Annotated in this window: 10 protein-coding genes; 4 read left to right on the top strand and 6 right to left on the bottom strand. The window is 69.8% G+C overall.

Going from position 1 to position 17,021, the window contains the following annotated elements:
* Positions 1-57 precede the first annotated feature (57 nt).
* Positions 58-3,720 (top strand): glycosyltransferase, encoded by a 3,663-nt coding sequence (locus tag ACFE76_RS12710; RefSeq protein ID WP_375432126.1) that lies wholly within the window; start codon positions 58-60, stop codon positions 3,718-3,720.
* 43 nt (positions 3,721-3,763) lie between these two features.
* Here the strand turns inward: ACFE76_RS12710 and ACFE76_RS12705 are convergent, their stop codons facing one another.
* Positions 3,764-4,777 carry an O-methyltransferase gene (locus tag ACFE76_RS12705; protein WP_375432125.1) on the bottom strand — a complete coding sequence of 338 codons (1,014 nt, stop codon included), beginning with the start codon at positions 4,775-4,777 and terminating at the stop codon, positions 3,764-3,766.
* An 87-nt stretch (positions 4,778-4,864) separates the two neighbouring features.
* Here ACFE76_RS12705 and ACFE76_RS12700 point away from each other — a divergent pair, with 87 nt between their 5' ends.
* Entirely contained in the window at positions 4,865-5,038 is a 174-nt protein-coding gene (locus ACFE76_RS12700) for a hypothetical protein (RefSeq protein WP_375432124.1), read from the top strand.
* A gap of 196 nt (positions 5,039-5,234) precedes the next feature.
* On the opposite strand, the gene ACFE76_RS12695 is transcribed toward ACFE76_RS12700, so the two are convergent.
* Positions 5,235-7,880 (bottom strand): hypothetical protein, encoded by a 2,646-nt coding sequence (locus ACFE76_RS12695; RefSeq protein WP_375432123.1) that lies wholly within the window; start codon positions 7,878-7,880, stop codon positions 5,235-5,237.
* A 69-nt stretch (positions 7,881-7,949) separates the two neighbouring features.
* Between ACFE76_RS12695 and ACFE76_RS12690 the strand changes: the two genes are divergently transcribed.
* Together ACFE76_RS12690 and ACFE76_RS12685 are read left to right on the top strand one after the other, a co-directional pair.
* Positions 7,950-9,911: a glycosyltransferase gene (locus ACFE76_RS12690; RefSeq protein WP_375432122.1), complete on the top strand. Its 1,962-nt coding sequence runs from the start codon at positions 7,950-7,952 to the stop codon at positions 9,909-9,911.
* 216 nt (positions 9,912-10,127) lie between these two features.
* Positions 10,128-11,558, top strand: a complete 1,431-nt coding sequence (locus ACFE76_RS12685) for an SDR family NAD(P)-dependent oxidoreductase (RefSeq protein WP_375432121.1) — start codon at positions 10,128-10,130, stop codon at positions 11,556-11,558.
* Between the two features lie 131 nt (positions 11,559-11,689).
* Here ACFE76_RS12685 and ACFE76_RS12680 read toward each other — a convergent pair whose 3' ends face one another.
* From ACFE76_RS12680 to ACFE76_RS12665, 4 genes are all read right to left on the bottom strand, one after another.
* A complete protein-coding gene (locus ACFE76_RS12680; protein ID WP_375432120.1) occupies positions 11,690-13,057 on the bottom strand; it encodes a hypothetical protein in 1,368 nt (455 codons plus the stop codon).
* A 517-nt stretch (positions 13,058-13,574) separates the two neighbouring features.
* On the bottom strand, positions 13,575-14,096 hold the full coding sequence (locus tag ACFE76_RS12675) for a DUF2231 domain-containing protein (protein ID WP_375432119.1): 522 nt from the start codon (positions 14,094-14,096) through the stop codon (positions 13,575-13,577).
* A gap of 80 nt (positions 14,097-14,176) precedes the next feature.
* Positions 14,177-14,803: a UdgX family uracil-DNA binding protein gene (locus ACFE76_RS12670; protein ID WP_375432118.1), complete on the bottom strand. Its 627-nt coding sequence runs from the start codon at positions 14,801-14,803 to the stop codon at positions 14,177-14,179.
* 87 nt (positions 14,804-14,890) lie between these two features.
* Positions 14,891-16,831, bottom strand: a complete 1,941-nt coding sequence (locus ACFE76_RS12665; RefSeq protein ID WP_375432117.1) for a glycoside hydrolase family 15 protein — start codon at positions 16,829-16,831, stop codon at positions 14,891-14,893.
* Positions 16,832-17,021 lie beyond the last annotated feature (190 nt).

Genomic DNA, 17,021 nt, shown 5'->3' with positions numbered 1-17,021 from the left:
CGCGCACTCATCGCTCTGCTGCCTGGTCTGCGCGACCACGCCGCCAAGGGTGTTCTCGTGGACGTGGCCCCGTCGCGGCAGGTGACCGATCGTCTCCGGGGGCTGGCCTCGGAGGTCGGGATGGCCTACGTCGGCATCGATTTCGATCCGGGCGCGGACAAGCGCGCGGTCGACGTGCAGGCCAGCATGACGAGCCTGCCACTTCCCGACGCGAGCGTCGGCCTGATGGTCTGCTTCCACGTGCTCGAGCACATCCCTGACGACGCTGCGGCCATGTCGGAGATGGCGCGCGTGCTCGCACCGGGCGGGGTGGCGGTGGTGCAGGTGCCACGTCGCCTGGGCATCCCGACCGAGGAGGACCCCGAGGCCTCGACAGCCGAGCGGCTGAGGCGCTTCGGCCAGCGTGACCACGTGCGCTACTACGGCGACGACTTCGAGGACCGGCTCCGCACCGCGGGGCTCAGCGTCAGCGAGGTGAGGATGAAGGACCTCTTCGGTCCGATCGAGACCGACCTGCTCGGGATCGAGCCTGACGAGCCGCTCTGGCTCTGCACGTCCGACTCCGCCGTGGACGTCGAGCAGCTGGCTCAACGCTCGGCCGCCTCGGCCAGGGCTGCAGTCGGGCTGGCCCTCGGCCGTCTGGTGACCGAGCGGAGCCTGGCTCGACCCGCCGCTGCGGCCGCTGCCGCCGCGAAACAGGACCAGAAGGTGGCGAAGCTCAGCGAGCAGGTCAAGCAGCTGCGCAGACGGGTCCGCAAGGCCGAGAAGGCGCGCGACGAGGCGGTCAACCGCGAGCGCCGACTGCGCCAGCGCCCCGACGTGCGGGTGACCACGGCGTTGGCCCGCCGGGTCAGACGCCTGATCGCGCGGCCAGCCCAGCGATCGACCAAGCCGGAACGCCAGGAGCCCGACCCCGGCGTGATGGCGTCGCCGTCGCAGCCTGCCCCACCAGCGCCCGACGTCGAAGAGCGTGAGCGGCTGGAGGGCGCTGCCGCCTTCGACCAGGCTTGGTACGAGCGGGAGTCGGGTCGTTCGTTCTCCAACCGCGAAGAGGCGGTGGCTCACTACTGCACCGAGGGTGCGGCCCTGCAGCTGTCGCCGCACCCCCTGTTCGACCCGACGACGATCGCGAAGCCGGCCGAGGGGAAGACCCCCCTCAGCGCCTACCTGGCACAGCCGGGCCCTGCGCGACGGTCCCCGCACCCGGGGTGGGACCTGGACGCGTATCTTCGCCGCGAACCGGCTGCCGCCGAGCACCCCCACGGTCCTCTCGGGCACCTGGCCGAGCGGCTCACCAGCACGACGGAGCTGGACGTCCGCGGGCTGGGCGGTTCGGTACCCGTGCGCTGGGACGACGCCCAGAGCTGGCGCGATGTGGCCCTGACCTGGTCGGCACAGCAGCGGCTCCGGGTGGAGCGGTACTTCACCGAGCTCCCGCACGACCCCGAGCCGTCGGTGGTCGACCCCGTCGCCCAGACACCGGAGACGCTCGTCTCGGTCGTCATCCCCACCTGGAACCGGTCCGTCAAGCTCCAACGGGCGCTGGCGTCGTTGCGTGCCCAGCGGTGGGAACACTGGGAGGCGCTGGTCGTCGACGACGGCTCCGAGGACGACACCCGTGCGGTGGTCACCGAGCTGGCCAAGGAGGACCCGCGGATCCGGCTGGTCGTCCGCGAACACGTCGGTGTCTGCGCGGCCCGCAACGAGGGGATCGCGAGGGCCCGGGGTGGCTTCATCGCCTTCCTCGACTCTGACAACGAGTGGATGCCCGGATACCTCGAGACGATGGTCAGCGCCATGACCACGCGCGGCCTGGACGCGGCGTACGCGACGTTGATGGTGAGGACCGCGTCTGGCCCTCGCTACCGCGCCAACCAGGTGACCCCGGCCCTTCTCCGGGTGGCCAACCACGTCGACGTGAACGTTCTGGTCGTGCGCTCGACGGTGCTGCAGGAGGTCGGTGGCTTCGACGTCACGTTGCGCAGGATGGTCGACTACGACCTCGTGGTGCGCCTCGCCGACCACGTCGACCTGGTCCACGTGCCGGTGCTCGGGGCGTCGTACGACAGCAGTGGTGCGGACCGCATCAGTGCCCGCGAGCCGTGGGCCTGGTACGACCACGTCAAGCTGCGCTACTGGGTGGACTGGGAGCAGCTCGAGCGGCTGCCGCGGGACGAGGACCTGGTCAGCGTGGTCGTGCCGTGCAGCGAGCGACCGGAGCTGGTGCTCGACCAGCTGCGAGCCGTGGCCGATGCCTTGGGCGACCGGCCCTGGGAGGCGGTCGTCGTCGACCAGATGTCCGACCGCCGGCTCGCCGCTCTGCTCGCCGGGGTCGTCACGACGGCGCCCGTGCGCTACGAGCGGATCCCGATGCGGGTCGCGTTCGCGTTCGCCGTCGACGTCGGATTCCGGCGCGCCCGAGGCGCGACGCTGCTGGTGCTGGGCAACGCGGAGGTGCCGCAGGCCGATGCCGTCCGACAGCTGGTGGCCTACGCCGAGGAGCGGCGGGACACGGCTTACCTCGCCCAGCCGATCACGCTGGACGGGTCGGGCGCGGTGGTCACGGCCGGTGCGGCGATCGGGCCAGGGCAGCGGCTGCCCGGAGCGCTCCTCACCGGTCACCGTCTGGAGGACCGCGACGAGGCGCCCGCTGGCCTGAGCGCCCCCGACGGCCGGACCTTCGTCATCGGGAGCGAGACCTTCGCCCGACTACGCGGCCTCGACGTGTTCCTCGACAACGAGCTCGAGCTGACGGACCTCGGACTTCGGCTCCGAGCGCTCGAGCCTGGCGCACCACTGGACCTGTTGCCCGCGGCGCTCGTTCAGCGACTGGTGCACACCTGGAACGGCAAGCGGTCTCCAGCGAGCCGCCGGACCTTCACGGAACGGCACGCGTCCCTGCCGTCCACCCCGACCGAGCTCTGGAGCCGCTTTGGCGTTGCGGTGCCCAACGCCTGGCTGGAGATCGAGGGGCAACCGTATGCCGTCCGTGCCCTGTCCGAACCGACGACCCCTGCGCTGCCGGCGCCGCCGAGGACGGAGGAGCCGGGGCGGACGACCTCCGCGCCCCAGGAGGGAAGCGCCGTCATCGCGAAGGTGTTGCGGGGCAGCGTCAACCAGACTCGGCTGCGCGTCTTCGACACCATGCTGGCGTGGTTCGCGCCCGGCCGACTGGTTGACCTCGGCGCCGGCCACGGCGCGTTCTCCATCCGCGCGGCCGAGGCCGGCTGGGACGTCACCGCCGTCGACGCCCGTACCACCCGGTTCCCCACAGACGCCCGCGTCACCTGGGTCCATCAAGACGTCCGCGAGGTGTCGTTCGAGGCCTATGACCTCATCGTCAACCTCGGACTCTTCTACCACCTGACCTTGGACGACCAGCTCAACCTGCTGGACCGGGCCGCCGGTACGCCGATGATCCTGGACACCCACGTGGCCACCGGTGAGCCGAGCTCGTTCGTCCTGTCTGAGGTGGTGCGACAGCGCGGCTACGACGGCCAGCTCTACGCGGAACCGGACACGGTGAACTCCGCCGGGGCACGAAGGTCGGCCTGGGGCAACAGCAGCTCGTTCTGGGCAACGCCGGACTCCCTCCGTCAGATGCTGGAGGAGCGCGGGTGGGATGTCTACACCCTCACGCCGTACTACCTGCCCACCCGGACGTTCTTCCTGTGCCAGCCACGAGGCATCGCTGGTCGGTCGGACCAGCGCTCCGACTAGGAGGGTGGTGTCGAACGCCGACCTCCTGCGCGGCACCACCCTCCTAGGCCCGAGCCTGGTCCGGCGCCTCTTCACTGACGAACGCGGTCGCGCGGTCGAGGCGGCGCACCTGCCGGAGCCGACGGCCGGAGTGGACCTCCTCTTTCCAGGCCTGGACGATGGCGGCCTCGGCGGGCCGCCCCGTGTCGTCGAGCACGACCGTCGCACCCGGCGCGAGACGGTCGGCCAGCAGAGGAAAGGCCGGGTACCGAACCTGGTGAGCGACTCCGCCCACTGGTCCGTCGACGAACAACAGGTCGACCGGCGGCAGGTCGGGGAGCACCGAGACGTCGAACCAGGGCTGGTTGTCCCGACCGGGGACGGCCGTGTCGACCAGCGGTGCGTGCAGCACCACGGCCCGATCCTCGAGCCCCAGCTTGGCGAGCTCGGCCCGCGTGCTCTCGGCGTAGGCGGCGCTGGTCTCCATGGCGATGACCCTGCCCTCGCCACCTCGGGTGGCCAACGCCGTGGCGAACCAGACCGTCGAGCTGCCCGAGCCGCACTCCACGATGGTCCGCACCGACGGGTTCTCCAGGCGGTCGAGCATCCAGATCAAGGTCGACGCTGACATCGCCCAGTCGCCGAGCTCGGGCATCGGACGGTTGTGGTCGACCAACCGGTCGTACGCCCGGCGCAGCTCCTGGGTGACGCTCGGCGTTCGCTGGACCCAGACGAGCACCTGGTAGAGCTCCTTGCGGATGAGCTTCAGCTGCTGCGCGGTCTGCTGCTTCGACCGGCCATCGACGGGCGCGCGACGGGCCAGCAGCTCTTTGGACGTGGCCTTGAGCTCCTTGGACGTGGTCTGCAGCTCCCCCAGCGTGCGGCGGCTCGCTCGCTGCTGCTTCAGCAGCTGGTTGAGCTTGACCGACTCCGCTCGAGACCTGAGGACCATCCAGCCAAGACCGCAGAGCCAGGACACGGCGAACGCGGCCGCCGCCGCCTCGATCGAGAAGAAGAGCGCCAGGCCGGCAGCAGCGACGCCAGCCACTGCAGCCAGAAGTATCAAAGCGCGCCTCATGAACCACTCCTCATCAGTCAAATGGTGAACTGTGACCTTAGCCGTTGCCGATTGCTGCCCGACCATCCTCGCCACGCGGGCCACGACGTGTCCCCTCGCGCTCTCCTGGGCCCTCCTCAGCTCGAGGTCGCGGCCCCACGGTGCAGCGGCAGCTCAGCCGTCGGCGGCGTGGGCAAGCACGAGGTGGTCGACAACGCGTGGCCGCAGGCCAAGTACGGCATCCCCGCCGCCGACGTCGACCACGCCACACTGCGGGCGTGACCGTCGCCCGGAAGATCCCGCTCGGGGTCAGCGAGGACGACCTGCGCCGCCCGACCGCCCCGGCCGCGACCGTTCCGCGGTGCGGCGGTTCGGGCAGGGGACGGGCGAGACGATGGGCGGCCTTCGGCATGGAACTCCTCGACGGAGGCGAACCGCGCAAAGAATACCGGCGCGGCGCCGCACACTGCGGAAGCGCTCACGTCAACGGGTCGAACCACAGCTGCTCGGCGGGGGCGAGGATCTCCGACCAGGGCTTGGCTCGGTCCGCCCAGTGGACCAGGCAGGCGCCCTCGACCTCGCTGCGGGACGGCACGACGTGCCAGGCCGGGGGCACGGTCGCCCGGTGGGGCCCGGTCTCCAGGTGCAGCAGCTCGCGCGCGGTGAGCCCGAACTCCTCGATCAGGGGCACCCCCGACGCCAGCACGCCGCGGCGACGGAACTCGGCCGCGTCGAGCACGAGCACGTCGACATCGTAGGCGTCGAAGTCGAACCGGTGCCGGGCGTAGGCCCGTCGGCGCAGCTCCGCCGACGACTGAGTCTTGGCTTTGAGCCGGCTGCTGGCGGTGTGGATCAGGACGAACCCGCTCGAGGCGCGCTCGCCCACCACCGTAGGCGCGGCCAGCAGTTGACCGCCGAGATCGAGGTCGGCCATCTCCGTGACGTCGCCCAGGACGAGCGAGTCGACGGGCAGGACGAGAAGCCGGTCGAGGGTGGCGAGGACCTCAGGCAGGGCCAGCAGGTCGACGTCGCGGTCGGTCGCCGGCCGTCCGTCCCCTCGGCGAAGGTCGTTTCCGAGGCCGTCGGTGCGAACCAGGCGGACCGACACCGGGCCTCCCGGCTCGGCCAGGTCCCCCAGCGTGTCGAGGTCGCGGGACACCACCACCACGTCCACCGGGCGCGAGGCGTGCGCCGCCAGGGAGCGGAGCAGCCGGGCCAGCGGCTGGTGGTCGGCGCGCCCGGCGAACACGGCGACGTGCACTGGATCGGCCTCCTCGGGACTCGCCTCGGCGCGATCGGTCACCGCCGCCGACGCGACCAGACCGCGGACCCGTTCGACGTCGGCCACCAGGTTGCTCCGCGCCTCCCGCGGCGGGTGCACCTCTGCCCGGCGCGCCTGCGCGACGGCGACGTCGTCGGCGTTCAGCTCTCGCCACCGGGCGTACACCGCTCGTGTCTCGGCGCCGGACAGGATCAGCCTCATCACCTCTGCCAGCTTCGCGTTGATGGTGGAGCGCATCCGGTCGAACTCGGCGTCGGTGATGTCGATCAGTCCTGCGAACCTCGGGTCGGAGCGGTTCTTGGGCTGGAAGTCGACCGGGACACCGATCGAGCGGGACGGCAGATAGCAGTGCAGTCGGCTGGTGACCAGCTCCCGGTGGGTCCGGCGGTAGGTCTGCAGCAGCTCGATCCCGTCGTAGACGTTGCCTACGAAGCTGGTGAACCGGACGGAGTCGTACTGGTGGGCGTAGGTCTTCCCGCCCGCCGGCACGCCGGCGGACGGTACATCCACGTAGCCGGCGGGGGCGTCGGCGGCGGCGCGCTCACCGTCGGGGAAGACCGTGTTGACCGTGGTGGTCAGGCAGCCCGAGAAGAAGGCCGGCACGTCCAGCGAGAGCAGGATGTCGACCGTCGTCCAGTCCCGGCAGCCGATCGGGGCGTACCGCCGCAGGTAGTCGACCGCCTCGTCGGTGAGCATGGCGCGCTTGCTGCAGTGGAACGAGACGAAGACCGGCGACAGGTTCGGGTGAAACGGGAAACCGTAGGCCATGTCGAAGATCCCGTGCATGTACCAGCCGAAGGCGAGGGTCCACGTGTCCGGTGGGATGTCGGAGTACGCCGAGGCGTCGCGGTCGATCTGGATCAGCTCGACCTCGGCCTGGACGTCGTCGAGCGCCAGCTCCGGACGGACCCGACCGCGGAGCTGGCCAACCAGACCGGTGAGGTCGGACGGGCCGTGATAGGTCAGGCCCTGGTGCCGAACCAGGTGTCCCAGCGACGCCAGGCTCTGGATGTGGTCGCCGATGTTGTTCGAGGCCTTGGTCCGGCTGGGGTGGCCGTAGTCCATGATCGCGAACGACCTGCGGCCTGCGGGAACCGGTGGTGCCGACCGGCCCTCCGGGGACCGGGTGATCCAGCTCAGCCACCAGTCGCGCTGCACGACCAGGGCCGCGGGGACCCCTGCGCCGTCCCCGACCCGCTCGTCGAACCGGGCGAACAGGTCCCGAGCGGTGCTGAGCGCGCCGAATCCGTAGACAGGCCCGACCATCTGCAGCCAGCTCTTCGCAGGCAGGTCCGCCGTGTTCGCGGCGGCGACAGCGTCGAGCCGGGCCAGGACCGCCGCCGGGTCCTCCGAGAGGCCTGCGCGGACGAACTCCTCAGGGGCCCACCGCAGCGCCAGGACGTCCGGCAGCCCCGACAAGGTGGTCCAGGCGAGCGCGTGGTATCCGCGAAGACCGGCGACCAGCCCGACGACGAGCCGACCGAGCTCGGCCGTGCCCGCGTCGGCCTGCAAGGCCAGGCCGAGGGCGCGGGCGCGGTCGACCTCGTCCGCCGAGACCATCGCGCGCACCTGAGCGACCATGCCCGGGGTGAGGCCCTCGCCCCGCGACAGCGCCTCGACCAACGGTTGGCGCACCGGCGCCGGCGCCGGGCGGTTCGCGCCCGGCTTCGGGCCGGGCTTGCGGGCGGCCTTCTGTGCGGCCGGGCGCTTCGCCGCCCCGGTCGCCGCCTTCGTGCTGGCTCGGGTGGCCGGCCCGACGGGGCGACCGGCCAGGGTCAGCGCAGCAGCGCGGACGCGGTGTGGCAGGTAGCGTCGGGCCAGCCGCCGGGCCAGGGGTGTCATCCAGAACTCCTTCGTCGTGCGTGCGCGGCGCCATATCCGGCGTCGGTCGAACGCGGTTAGGGTAGCGGCGTGTTCGACGCCGACCTGCCAACAGGCCAGTACCTGTCGTGCAACCTGACGATCCAGCCGGGGTCGGGAGGTCAGACGCGAGCGCTCCTGACCCGCAGCCGGATCATGCACGAACAAGCCGGAGTGACTCCGCGAACGCTGACGTTCCAACCGGTCCCCGACAATCCCGACCGCATCGCCCAGCTCGTCGCGGACAACGTGATCACCGAGTCGATGCCGGTGCTCAACCTCTACGACACGGTGCGCGACGAGGACCTCCGCGATCCCCAAGCGAATGGTCAGGAGCTGAAGCCGATCACCGCCGAGTCCGTGCGCGAGCTCCGCACCAACGGCGAGCCGTACCGCACGGTCTACTCGGATCCCCTGACCGGGCAACCGCTGGCGTACGACTATCAGCGTCCGGACGAGTCCGTGTTCGCCCGGGTCGCCGAGCAGCTTGGGAGGGCGCCTGTCGACGGTGGTGCCCACGTCAAGCTGGTCGACCAGGACGGCCAGGTCGTCCGCTCCTTCACCAGCAGGGGTGCCTGGTACCGAAACTGGATGGTGCGGCTCTGCCCCGGCGAGGACCGGGTCTTTGTCTTCATGGACAGCCGCTTCCTGGTACCGATCATCACGCCGCTGAAGAACAAGCGATTCCACCTCATCTACCTGATGCACAACCAGCACACCTTCAAGGAACGACGCTGGAACTCTCCGTCCTTCGAGAACTACAAGGCCGTCCTGCGACAGATCCCGAACCTCGATGCGATGGTGAACCTCACGTCACGGCAGAGCGAGGACATCGCCAAGAAGTGGGGGCGTACCAACCACCGCTTCGTGGTGCCCAACCCGATCCGACCGCCCGTTCGCCCTGACCCGCTGCCGCCCCGCGATCCACATCGGCTGGCAATCGTCTCCCGATTGGAACCGCAGAAGGGCCTGGCCGATGCCATCAAGGCTTTTGCCCTCGTCCGCGAGCAGGTGCCCGACGCCTGCCTCGACCTCTACGGTGAAGGCACCCAGCGCAAGCTGATCGAAGGACTGATTCGCGAGCTCGGCCTGGTCGACGCGGTGACGATGCATGGACACGACACCCTGGCCCAGGAGACGCTGTGGACCGCGACCGGATTCTTGATGTCGAGCGTCTTCGAGGGCTACCCGCTTGCCTCGCTGGAGAGTCTGGCGCACGGCTGCCCCGTGGTCGCCTATGACATCAAGTATGGTCCGCGCGAGCAGATCGATGACGGGGTCGACGGCTACCTCGTAGCCAAGGGTGACGTCGCCGCGATGGCGGAACGGGCGGTGCGGCTGCTCTGCGACCCCGTCCTGGCCCGGCGGATGAGCGAGGCCGCCTTCGCCAAGGCCGACCTGCACGGGCACGAGCGCTTCCTCCGCGACTGGAAGACCGTGCTCGAGGGTGCGATCGCCCTCAAGTCCGGACGCACTCAGATCCTGTCGGGCTCGCTGGACGTACGTCGCCTTGCTCTGTCCCGACCGGTCTCCCCGACCCTCCTCAACCGGGTTCGACAGTCGACAAGACTGAAGCGGCTGGTTGGCTCGAGCCAGGCCTCCGACCTGCTGATCCAACCAGCGGTCACGTTTGCTCCCCTGGGTGGCCCCGACGACCTCGAAGTTGATTTCGCCGCCACCCTTCACCTCGAAGTCGGCCGCAACCGCAAACGCATCGACGAGGCGGTCGTGACCTTGACGGCCATCTGCGAAGCCGACGGCTCGCTGGCCGACGTGCCGATGTCGGTGGTGAGGTCGGGAACGACGTTCAAGGTTGCGGCGCGATTCGGGCTCAACCAGGTCTTCGACTCGCTGGGGAGCCGGGGTACCGCTGAGGACGTTCACCTACGGCTGCGGGTTGACTGGCGCAACAGTTGCTGGGAAACCTTCCTCGGGCGACCGGCGGTTCCGCGCTTCGAGGGTGTTTTTGGCCCGGACGGGGAGCTCACGTTGAGCCGACGACAGCGGACCTGACCAGAGGGTCTTTCGCCGCGGCGACACGTCCGATTGAACTACCCCTCATTCTTGGGCTTGCGTTGCCCAGGCAGCCACCTCGCGGCGTTCTCCTCGTCGTGCTACTACCCGGTAGCCTTCCTCGTCGGCCTTGCGATGCATGCAGCTGGACGCCGCCAAACCACCAGGCTTAGGGGCGACAAACTCCTAGGTTGCTTTGACCGTTACGGTTCCGTGGTGAACTCGTTGCGCAACGTCGCCGTCGTCCTGGCGGGCGGTACCGGCACCCGGGTGGGGCTGAGCATCCCCAAGCAGCTGATCAAGATCGCCGGCAAGCCGATCATCGAGCACACCATCGCCGCGATGCAGCAGTCCCCACTGATCGACGAGATCCTGGTCCTGATGACCCCGGGCTACCTCGACGACGTCCGGGCGATCGTCCGCAGTGGCGGCTACGACAAGGTGAGCCAGATCCTGGAGGGTGCCGGTACGCGCAACGACACCACGGCGACCGCGCTCGCCGCGCTGGGTGCGGACGAGTGCAACGTGCTGCTGCACGACGCCGTCCGGCCGCTGGTGTCGCAGACGATCATCGCGGCGAACGTGGCGGCTCTGAAGACCCACCTGGCCGTCGACACCGCCATCCCGTCAGCGGACACGGTGATCCAGGTCGCCGGCGAGCGCTCTCTGGGTTCGGGTGAGTACGACCAGATCGCGGACGTGCTGCCGCGGCACCTGCTGCGCCGCGGTCAGACGCCGCAGTCGTTCCGGCTCTCGACCATCCGGGCGGCGTACGCGAACGCCGCCCTCGACCCGAACTTCACCGCGACCGACGACTGCACCGTCGTGCTGCGCTACCTGCCCGAGGTCGCGATCGCGGTCGTCCCGGGCCACGAGCGCAACATGAAGGTGACCGAGCCGATCGACGTCTACATCGCCGACAAGCTCTTCCAGCTCACCTCGGCCGACACCCCGGCTGCTCTGTCGGAGGAGGAGTACCGGGCGCGGCTGGCCGGCAAGACCCTGGTGGTGTTCGGCGGCTCCTACGGGATCGGTGGCGACATCGCCAGCCTCGCCGCCTCCTACGGGGCCGACGTCCGGACCTACTCCCGTTCGAGCACCGGCACCCACGTGGAGAACCGGGCCGAGATCGCCGGCGTCGCCTCCCGGCTGCTGGCCGAGACCGGGCAGATCGACTACGTGGTCAACACCGCCGGCGTGCTGCCCCGGGGTGAGCTGGCCGCGACCAGTGAGGAGACCGTCTACTCCTCCACCGACATCAACTACCTGGCGCCGATCTTCATCGCCCAGGAGTTCTACGCGGGCCTGGCCCAGTCCCGCGGGTCGCTACTGATGTTCACCTCCTCCTCCTACACCCGCGGCCGTTCGGGGTACTCCCTCTACTCCTCGGCCAAGGCCGCGGTGGTCAACCTCACCCAGGCGCTGGCCGATGAGTGGGCCGGCAGCGGGGTGCGGGTGAACTGCGTCAACCCCGAGCGCACCGGGACGCCGATGCGGACCAAGGCGTTCGGCGAGGAGCCGGCCGGCACGCTGCTCAGCTCGGAGGAGGTGGCCCGCAAGTCCCTGGACGTGCTGCTCTCGGGTCAGACCGGGCACGTGATCGACATCCGTCGCGAGGACGGCCCGGCCGCCCTGGCCAACGGCTGAGGTGAAGCAGAACGGGGCGCACCGGTGAGGTGCACCCCGCTCCGGGGTGGTCGGGCCGGTCGCTGGTGGACCGGGCCGACCCTCTGCCGACCGGCGCGGGCGGGAGGGCAGAGTGGCTCGTTGTGTCGGGCCTAGAGCACGACGTCGCTGATGATCATGTTGTGGTCCGACGGGCGCTTGGCGTCGACGACCTTCATCACGTTCTCGAACCGCTGCGCGCTCTTGAGGCCGCGGACCATGATGACGTCGATCCGGACGCCGTAGCCCTGCGAGGCCGGGTGGAGAACCCGGTCGAAGTGGTTGATGGTCGTGTACTGGGTCCTGACCCGGGTCCGGGCCGCGGCGGTGTCGTAGAAGCCCTGACCGACCAGGTAGTCGTGCGGGGCGTTGCCGACCCGGTTGTTCTGCCAGGAGTTGACGTCCCCGGCCACGACGACCTGACGCTTCTTGGTGTTGACCTGGGCGAGCCGGGTGTAGACGGCCTTCATCTGACGGCCGCGGAGCGCGTTGTACTGCTTCTCCTTGGCCTTGCTCTTGCTGTGCCGGTCGTCGAGGTGGACCGAGGCGAACCAGAAGCGCTTGCCGGTGCGCTTGTTCTCCAGCAGCGCGTAGGCGGCACTGCGACGCTTGCTCTCCCCGTCGCTCGACAGCAGCGGGAGGTTCAGGCTGCAGCTGGTGCTGTAGTTCTTCTTCCCAGTCTTCTCCGGGCAGGCCCAGGCGAGCCGGTAGCGGGTGCTGTCGTAGAGGATCCGGGCGCCCTGGGTGTTGTGGGTGGTACCGGGCTTCACGTACGGCGTGGTCCGGACCAGACGGTACTTGCCGGCGCCGACCTTCTTGAGGTTGTTCAGCAGGCTGACGGTCTGGCGGGTGTGGCCGTTCGTCTTGCCCTTCTTACCGTCGGCCCGACCCGGCCCGAGCTCCTGCAGGGCGACGACGCCCGGGTTCTTGTCCCGGATCTGCCTGGCCACGTCGGGCGCCCGCTTCAGCCAGTTGCGCTTGTCGGAGGTGGCGCGGGCCGTCCGCACGTTGAAGCTGGCGAGCCGGACGCTCGTCCCGCTGGCCGTGGTGGCCGCCGCCTTGGGCATCACGGCCTTCAGGTACGGGTAGGCGCGGGTGGTGCTGCCGTTGACGGCGTAGATCCGGAAGTAGAGGTGGTTGCCGGTGCCCAGACCGGCGCCGGCCGCGCGGACCTGGGCCGCTGAGAGGGTGACCGAGCGGCGGGTGCCGGCGACGGTGAAGATCTTCGCGCTCCGGCCGACCCGCGGCATGCTCTTGCTGATCTTGCTGAAGGAGTTGAGACCCGTCTCGATCTTGAAGGCGGAGGTGTGCTTGCCGTCGGTTTTCCAGGCGATGGTCACCTGACCCGCGTGCGGGCCGGCGACGGCTTTCACCAGGGTGATCTTGGACGGCCGTGCCGCTGCGTCGGCCGGTGCGCTGACGGCGGACATGCCGACGATCATGGCCAAGGAGCAGAGGGCGACCGAGATTTTCGCGAACACGATATCTCCTTGATGATGGATACGATGTGCGACCGATTCACCAAAGTCGTGAATTGGTTGACCCACCCTCACGATCCCCGGTTGGGGACTGGGTTGACACGAACACTAGAGAACGCACCGGTCCCCCACAAATGCCCTTCGACCCCTCGGTCAAGGACCTTCGGCGTTCGCGGCCAGGACCAAGGTCCCGTTCCAGGCGTGAACGATGTGATCCAACCGTGACCATCGAGCGCTCAAATGTGACCGAGGTCACACGTCGCTACCTCCGTTCTTGGGCCTGGACCGCCCGCGAGCGCGTTACGACGGCGTGTCGTGACCTGCCCGTGACGATCGAGCCGGCCGCAGTTCCGGCCGGCGCGGTCGCAGTACGGCCCCTCACACCCGGGTCAGCGAGCTATTTCTGGGTCGTGGTCGGTACTCTGCCGAGCGCGTCAGCATCGATAGCGCGGATTTAGATCGGCACCTTGAATGATGGCTTAATTCCGCGACGATATTGACGGCAGAGGTGGTTGTCGGCTCAGCGGGTGCTGGAGGAGTAGTTCGCGTCGCCGGTAGGATTCCACACCGCGCGGGCCCCGACGTCACCGACCCGGTACACCCAGAACGACGCGACAAACGCCGACGCCACGAGCAGGGCGACCAGGACGACGTCCCGCCCTCGGCTCCCCCGGCGCTCGGGCGTGCCGCCCACGCGGCCCACGACCACGGCGTTGACCAAGGCCAGCACCGCCACCCCGACCATGATCAGCATCAGCTGGCCGGCGAGGTGCGCGTGCGCCTGGATCAGCACGGCCGTGGGGGTGCCGGGCTCCAGCTGCTGCGAGGCGGCCAGCGTCCGCTGCAGAGCCTCGCCGCTCTCCTTGGCCACGAAGGTTGCGACCAGGGCGCCGACCGCGACGACCGGCAGGGCAAGCCGGGCCCAGGACCGGGTCCGCGGCAGGGCGAAGAACAGCGAGGCGAGCAGCGCGAGCGGGATGCCGATCACGACCGCGTGCAGGACCAGCGGGTGCAGGGGCAGGTTGCCGACCGATTCGAACACGGGGCTCTCCTGGGGTGTCGGGGACTAGAGCTCTTCCCTGAGGAGAACGACGCGGGTGGCCCTGAGGTTCGCTTGACGCGTCAAGTTTTTTCGACGGCTGCGGCTGCTGTGCGCAGGTCGGTCACCAGACCGGCGAAGGCCTCGTCGCGCTCCGGTCCCTGGGTGCGCAGCACGGCTGAGGGGTGCAGGGTGGCGAGGACGCGGCGTACCCCGACGGGGGTGTCCCGTTCGCGCACCTCACCCCGCTCGGCGGTGAGCCGGAACGTCGGGCCGAGCAGCGACTTCGCCGCCGAGGCGCCGAGGCAGACGACCAGCTGCGGGTCGACGACGCGTAGCTCGGCCTCCAGCCAGGGCCGGCAGGCCAACAGGTGAGTGGTCTGGGGCGTGGCGTGGATCCGCCGGGAGCCCTGGGGGGTGAAGCGGAAGTGCTTGACGGCGTTCGTGACGTAGACGTCGGCCACGCCGATCCCGGCCTCGGCGAGGGCCCGCTGCAGGAGCTGGCCCGCCGGTCCGACGAACGGCAGCCCGCGCCGGTCCTCGGAGTCCCCCGGCTGCTCGCCGACCAGCATGATCGGCGCCGCCGGGTTGCCGGCCGAGAAGACCACCTGGGTGGCCGGCTCCCACAGCTCGCAGCCCCGACATTCCGTGGCCGCCCGCCGCAGCGTGTCGACATTGCCACCTTCGGGCACCCATTCCGCCGCGCTCATGCCGCCCACCCTAGGAGGGTCGCCCCTGATTCTTGGGCTTGGCGGCAAGGCTTAGGGGCGACAAAATACTCTGAGAGCACCGAAGCGCTACTCCGGCTGCCCGGTGGAGCCGGCCCAGCTGGTGGAGCTGGGACCGTGCTGGGCGTCCTCGAGGCGGATCACGTGCATCACCGCGTTGATCAGCGCGAGGTGGGTGAACGCCTGCGGAAAGTTGCCGAGGTGCTGGCCCGTGTGCGGGTCGATCTCCTCGCCGTACAGCTCGAGCGGGCCGGCGAACGACAGCAGCTTGGCGCAGAGCTTGCGCGCCCGCTGGTACTCCCCGATCTCACACAGAGCCGACACCAGCCAGAACGAGCAGATGGTGAAGCTGCCCTCCTCCCCGGTGAAGCCGTCGTCGGTGTCCTCGACCTTGTAGCGCAGCACGAGCCCGTGCACGGTGAGCTCGTTCGCGATCGCCAGCACGGTGGCCCGGATCCGCGGGTCGTCCGGCGGCAGGAAACGCAGCAGCGGAGCCAGCAGCAGCGACGCGTCGAGCGCCTTCGTGCCGTAGTGCTGGGTCAGGACGCCGCGCTCGTCCACCCCGTTGGCGAGGATGTCGTCCTTGATCTCCTGGGCGGCGAGCTCCCACTCGGCCGCCTTGCCCTTCTCCCCCGTCGCCAGCGCCAGCTTGGCGCCGCGGTCCACCGCGACCCAGCACATGATCTTGGACGAGGTGAAGTGCTGCAGCTCGCCGCGGACCTCCCAGATGCCGGCGTCAGGCTCGCGCCAGTGCTTGAGCGCCTGGGTCACCTGCTTGTCGAGGATCGGCCAGATCCGGCCGTCCAGGTGGTCGGCGGCCTTGGAGTGCAGATAGACCGAGTCCAGCAGCGCGCCCCAGACGTCGTGCTGCTGCTGGGCGTACGCGGCGTTGCCGATCCGGACCGGACGCGACTCGGCGTAGCCGGGCAGGTGGTCGAGCTCGGACTCGGCGAGGTCGCGCTCGCCGCCGATCCCGTACATGATCTGCAGCTCGTCGTCACGGGTGGCGATGTCGGCGATGAAGGAGAAGAAGTCGACCGCCTCCCAGTCGTAGCCGAGGGAGTACATGCCCCACAGGGCGAAGGTGGCGTCCCGGATCCAGGTGAAGCGGTAGTCGTAGTTGCGGCTGCCGCCTGGGGTCTCCGGCAGCGAGGTGGTGCCGGCGGCCGCGATCGCACCGGTCGGGGCGTAGGTCAGGCCCTTCAGGGTCAGCGCGCTGCGCTGCAGGTAGCTGCGCCACGGGTGGTCGGGGAACTCACCGCGAGCGAGCCAGTGCTGCCAGTGGTGGGCGGTCCAGACCTGCCGCTTGTACGCCTCGTCGTAGGTCATCGGCGGCGGCGTGCCGCCCCAGCTGAGCGCGACATAGCGGGTGTCGCCTTCCTTGAGCAGCGTCCGGGCCGCCGCCCGACCGCCCTCGAAGCCGATCCGCAGGTCCGAGGTCAGAGTCAGTTTCACGTCGGAACCCGGCGCGGTGGCGACCCCCTGGTGGTAACCGTGCTCGGTGTAGTCCCAGCTGACGTGGGAGCGGCCGTAGTCGAGGACGGGTTCGCAGTCCATCACCGTCTGCACCTCACCGGAGACGCAGCGGATCGTCCGCAGCAGCGTGTGCTCAGCCTCGTAGTCGTTCGGTGTGCGCTCATGGGTGTGCGAGCGGTCGTCCTCGTGCCGCCACGGCCCGATCAGCAGCGCGTCGCGGACGATGATCCAGCCCGTCGGGGTACCCCAGCTGGTCTCCAGGATCATCGTCCCGGGCAGGTAGCGCCGGTCGCCAGGCACCGTCACGTCATCAGGCGCCAGCCGGAACGAGCCGGCCAGCTTGCCCAGCATGCTGCCGAAGGTGCTCGGGGAGTCGAAGCGGGGGATGCACATCCACTCGACCGCGCCGCTGGGCCCCACCAGGGCCGACACCTCACCGTCGCTGAGGAAGCCGTAGTCGCCGATCGGAGTGTCCCGGGTCCGCGTTCCCGAGTCGCCGATTTTCGTCTGCTGCTTGCTCCGCTTCTTCGCCATGGGCTGAGCATGGCTGGCTCGGTGCGGCCTGGCAAGCACCTGCCCGCGGTGGCGTCAGGAGCCGAGCGCCTCCACCTGCCGCATGGCGGCATCCTGCGTGGAGACGAGGTCGCGCGCCAGGACCAACGGTCCGAGCGCCGGGCCGCTGGCGGACCGTGGCGTTCGGGCTTTACACGCCGGGCTACAGTTG

This window comes from uncultured Friedmanniella sp., from assembly GCF_964244005.1.
In the GTDB taxonomy this organism is placed as follows: domain Bacteria; phylum Actinomycetota; class Actinomycetes; order Propionibacteriales; family Propionibacteriaceae; genus Microlunatus.
Note: the sequence above shows the minus strand (reverse complement) of the source record. Positions and strands in the feature narration are given on the sequence as shown.

What these genes read in the sequence shown, in the direction of transcription:
- ACFE76_RS12705 (WP_375432125.1), bottom strand. Translation starts at nt 4,777, where the DNA reads ATGAGGCGCGCTTTGATACTTCTGGCTGCAGTGGCTGGCGTCGCTGCT.
- ACFE76_RS12695 (WP_375432123.1), bottom strand. Translation starts at nt 7,880, where the DNA reads ATGACACCCCTGGCCCGGCGGCTGGCCCGACGCTACCTGCCACACCGC.
- ACFE76_RS12670 (WP_375432118.1), bottom strand. Translation starts at nt 14,803, where the DNA reads ATGAGCGCGGCGGAATGGGTGCCCGAAGGTGGCAATGTCGACACGCTG.
- ACFE76_RS12665 (WP_375432117.1), bottom strand. Translation starts at nt 16,831, where the DNA reads ATGGCGAAGAAGCGGAGCAAGCAGCAGACGAAAATCGGCGACTCGGGA.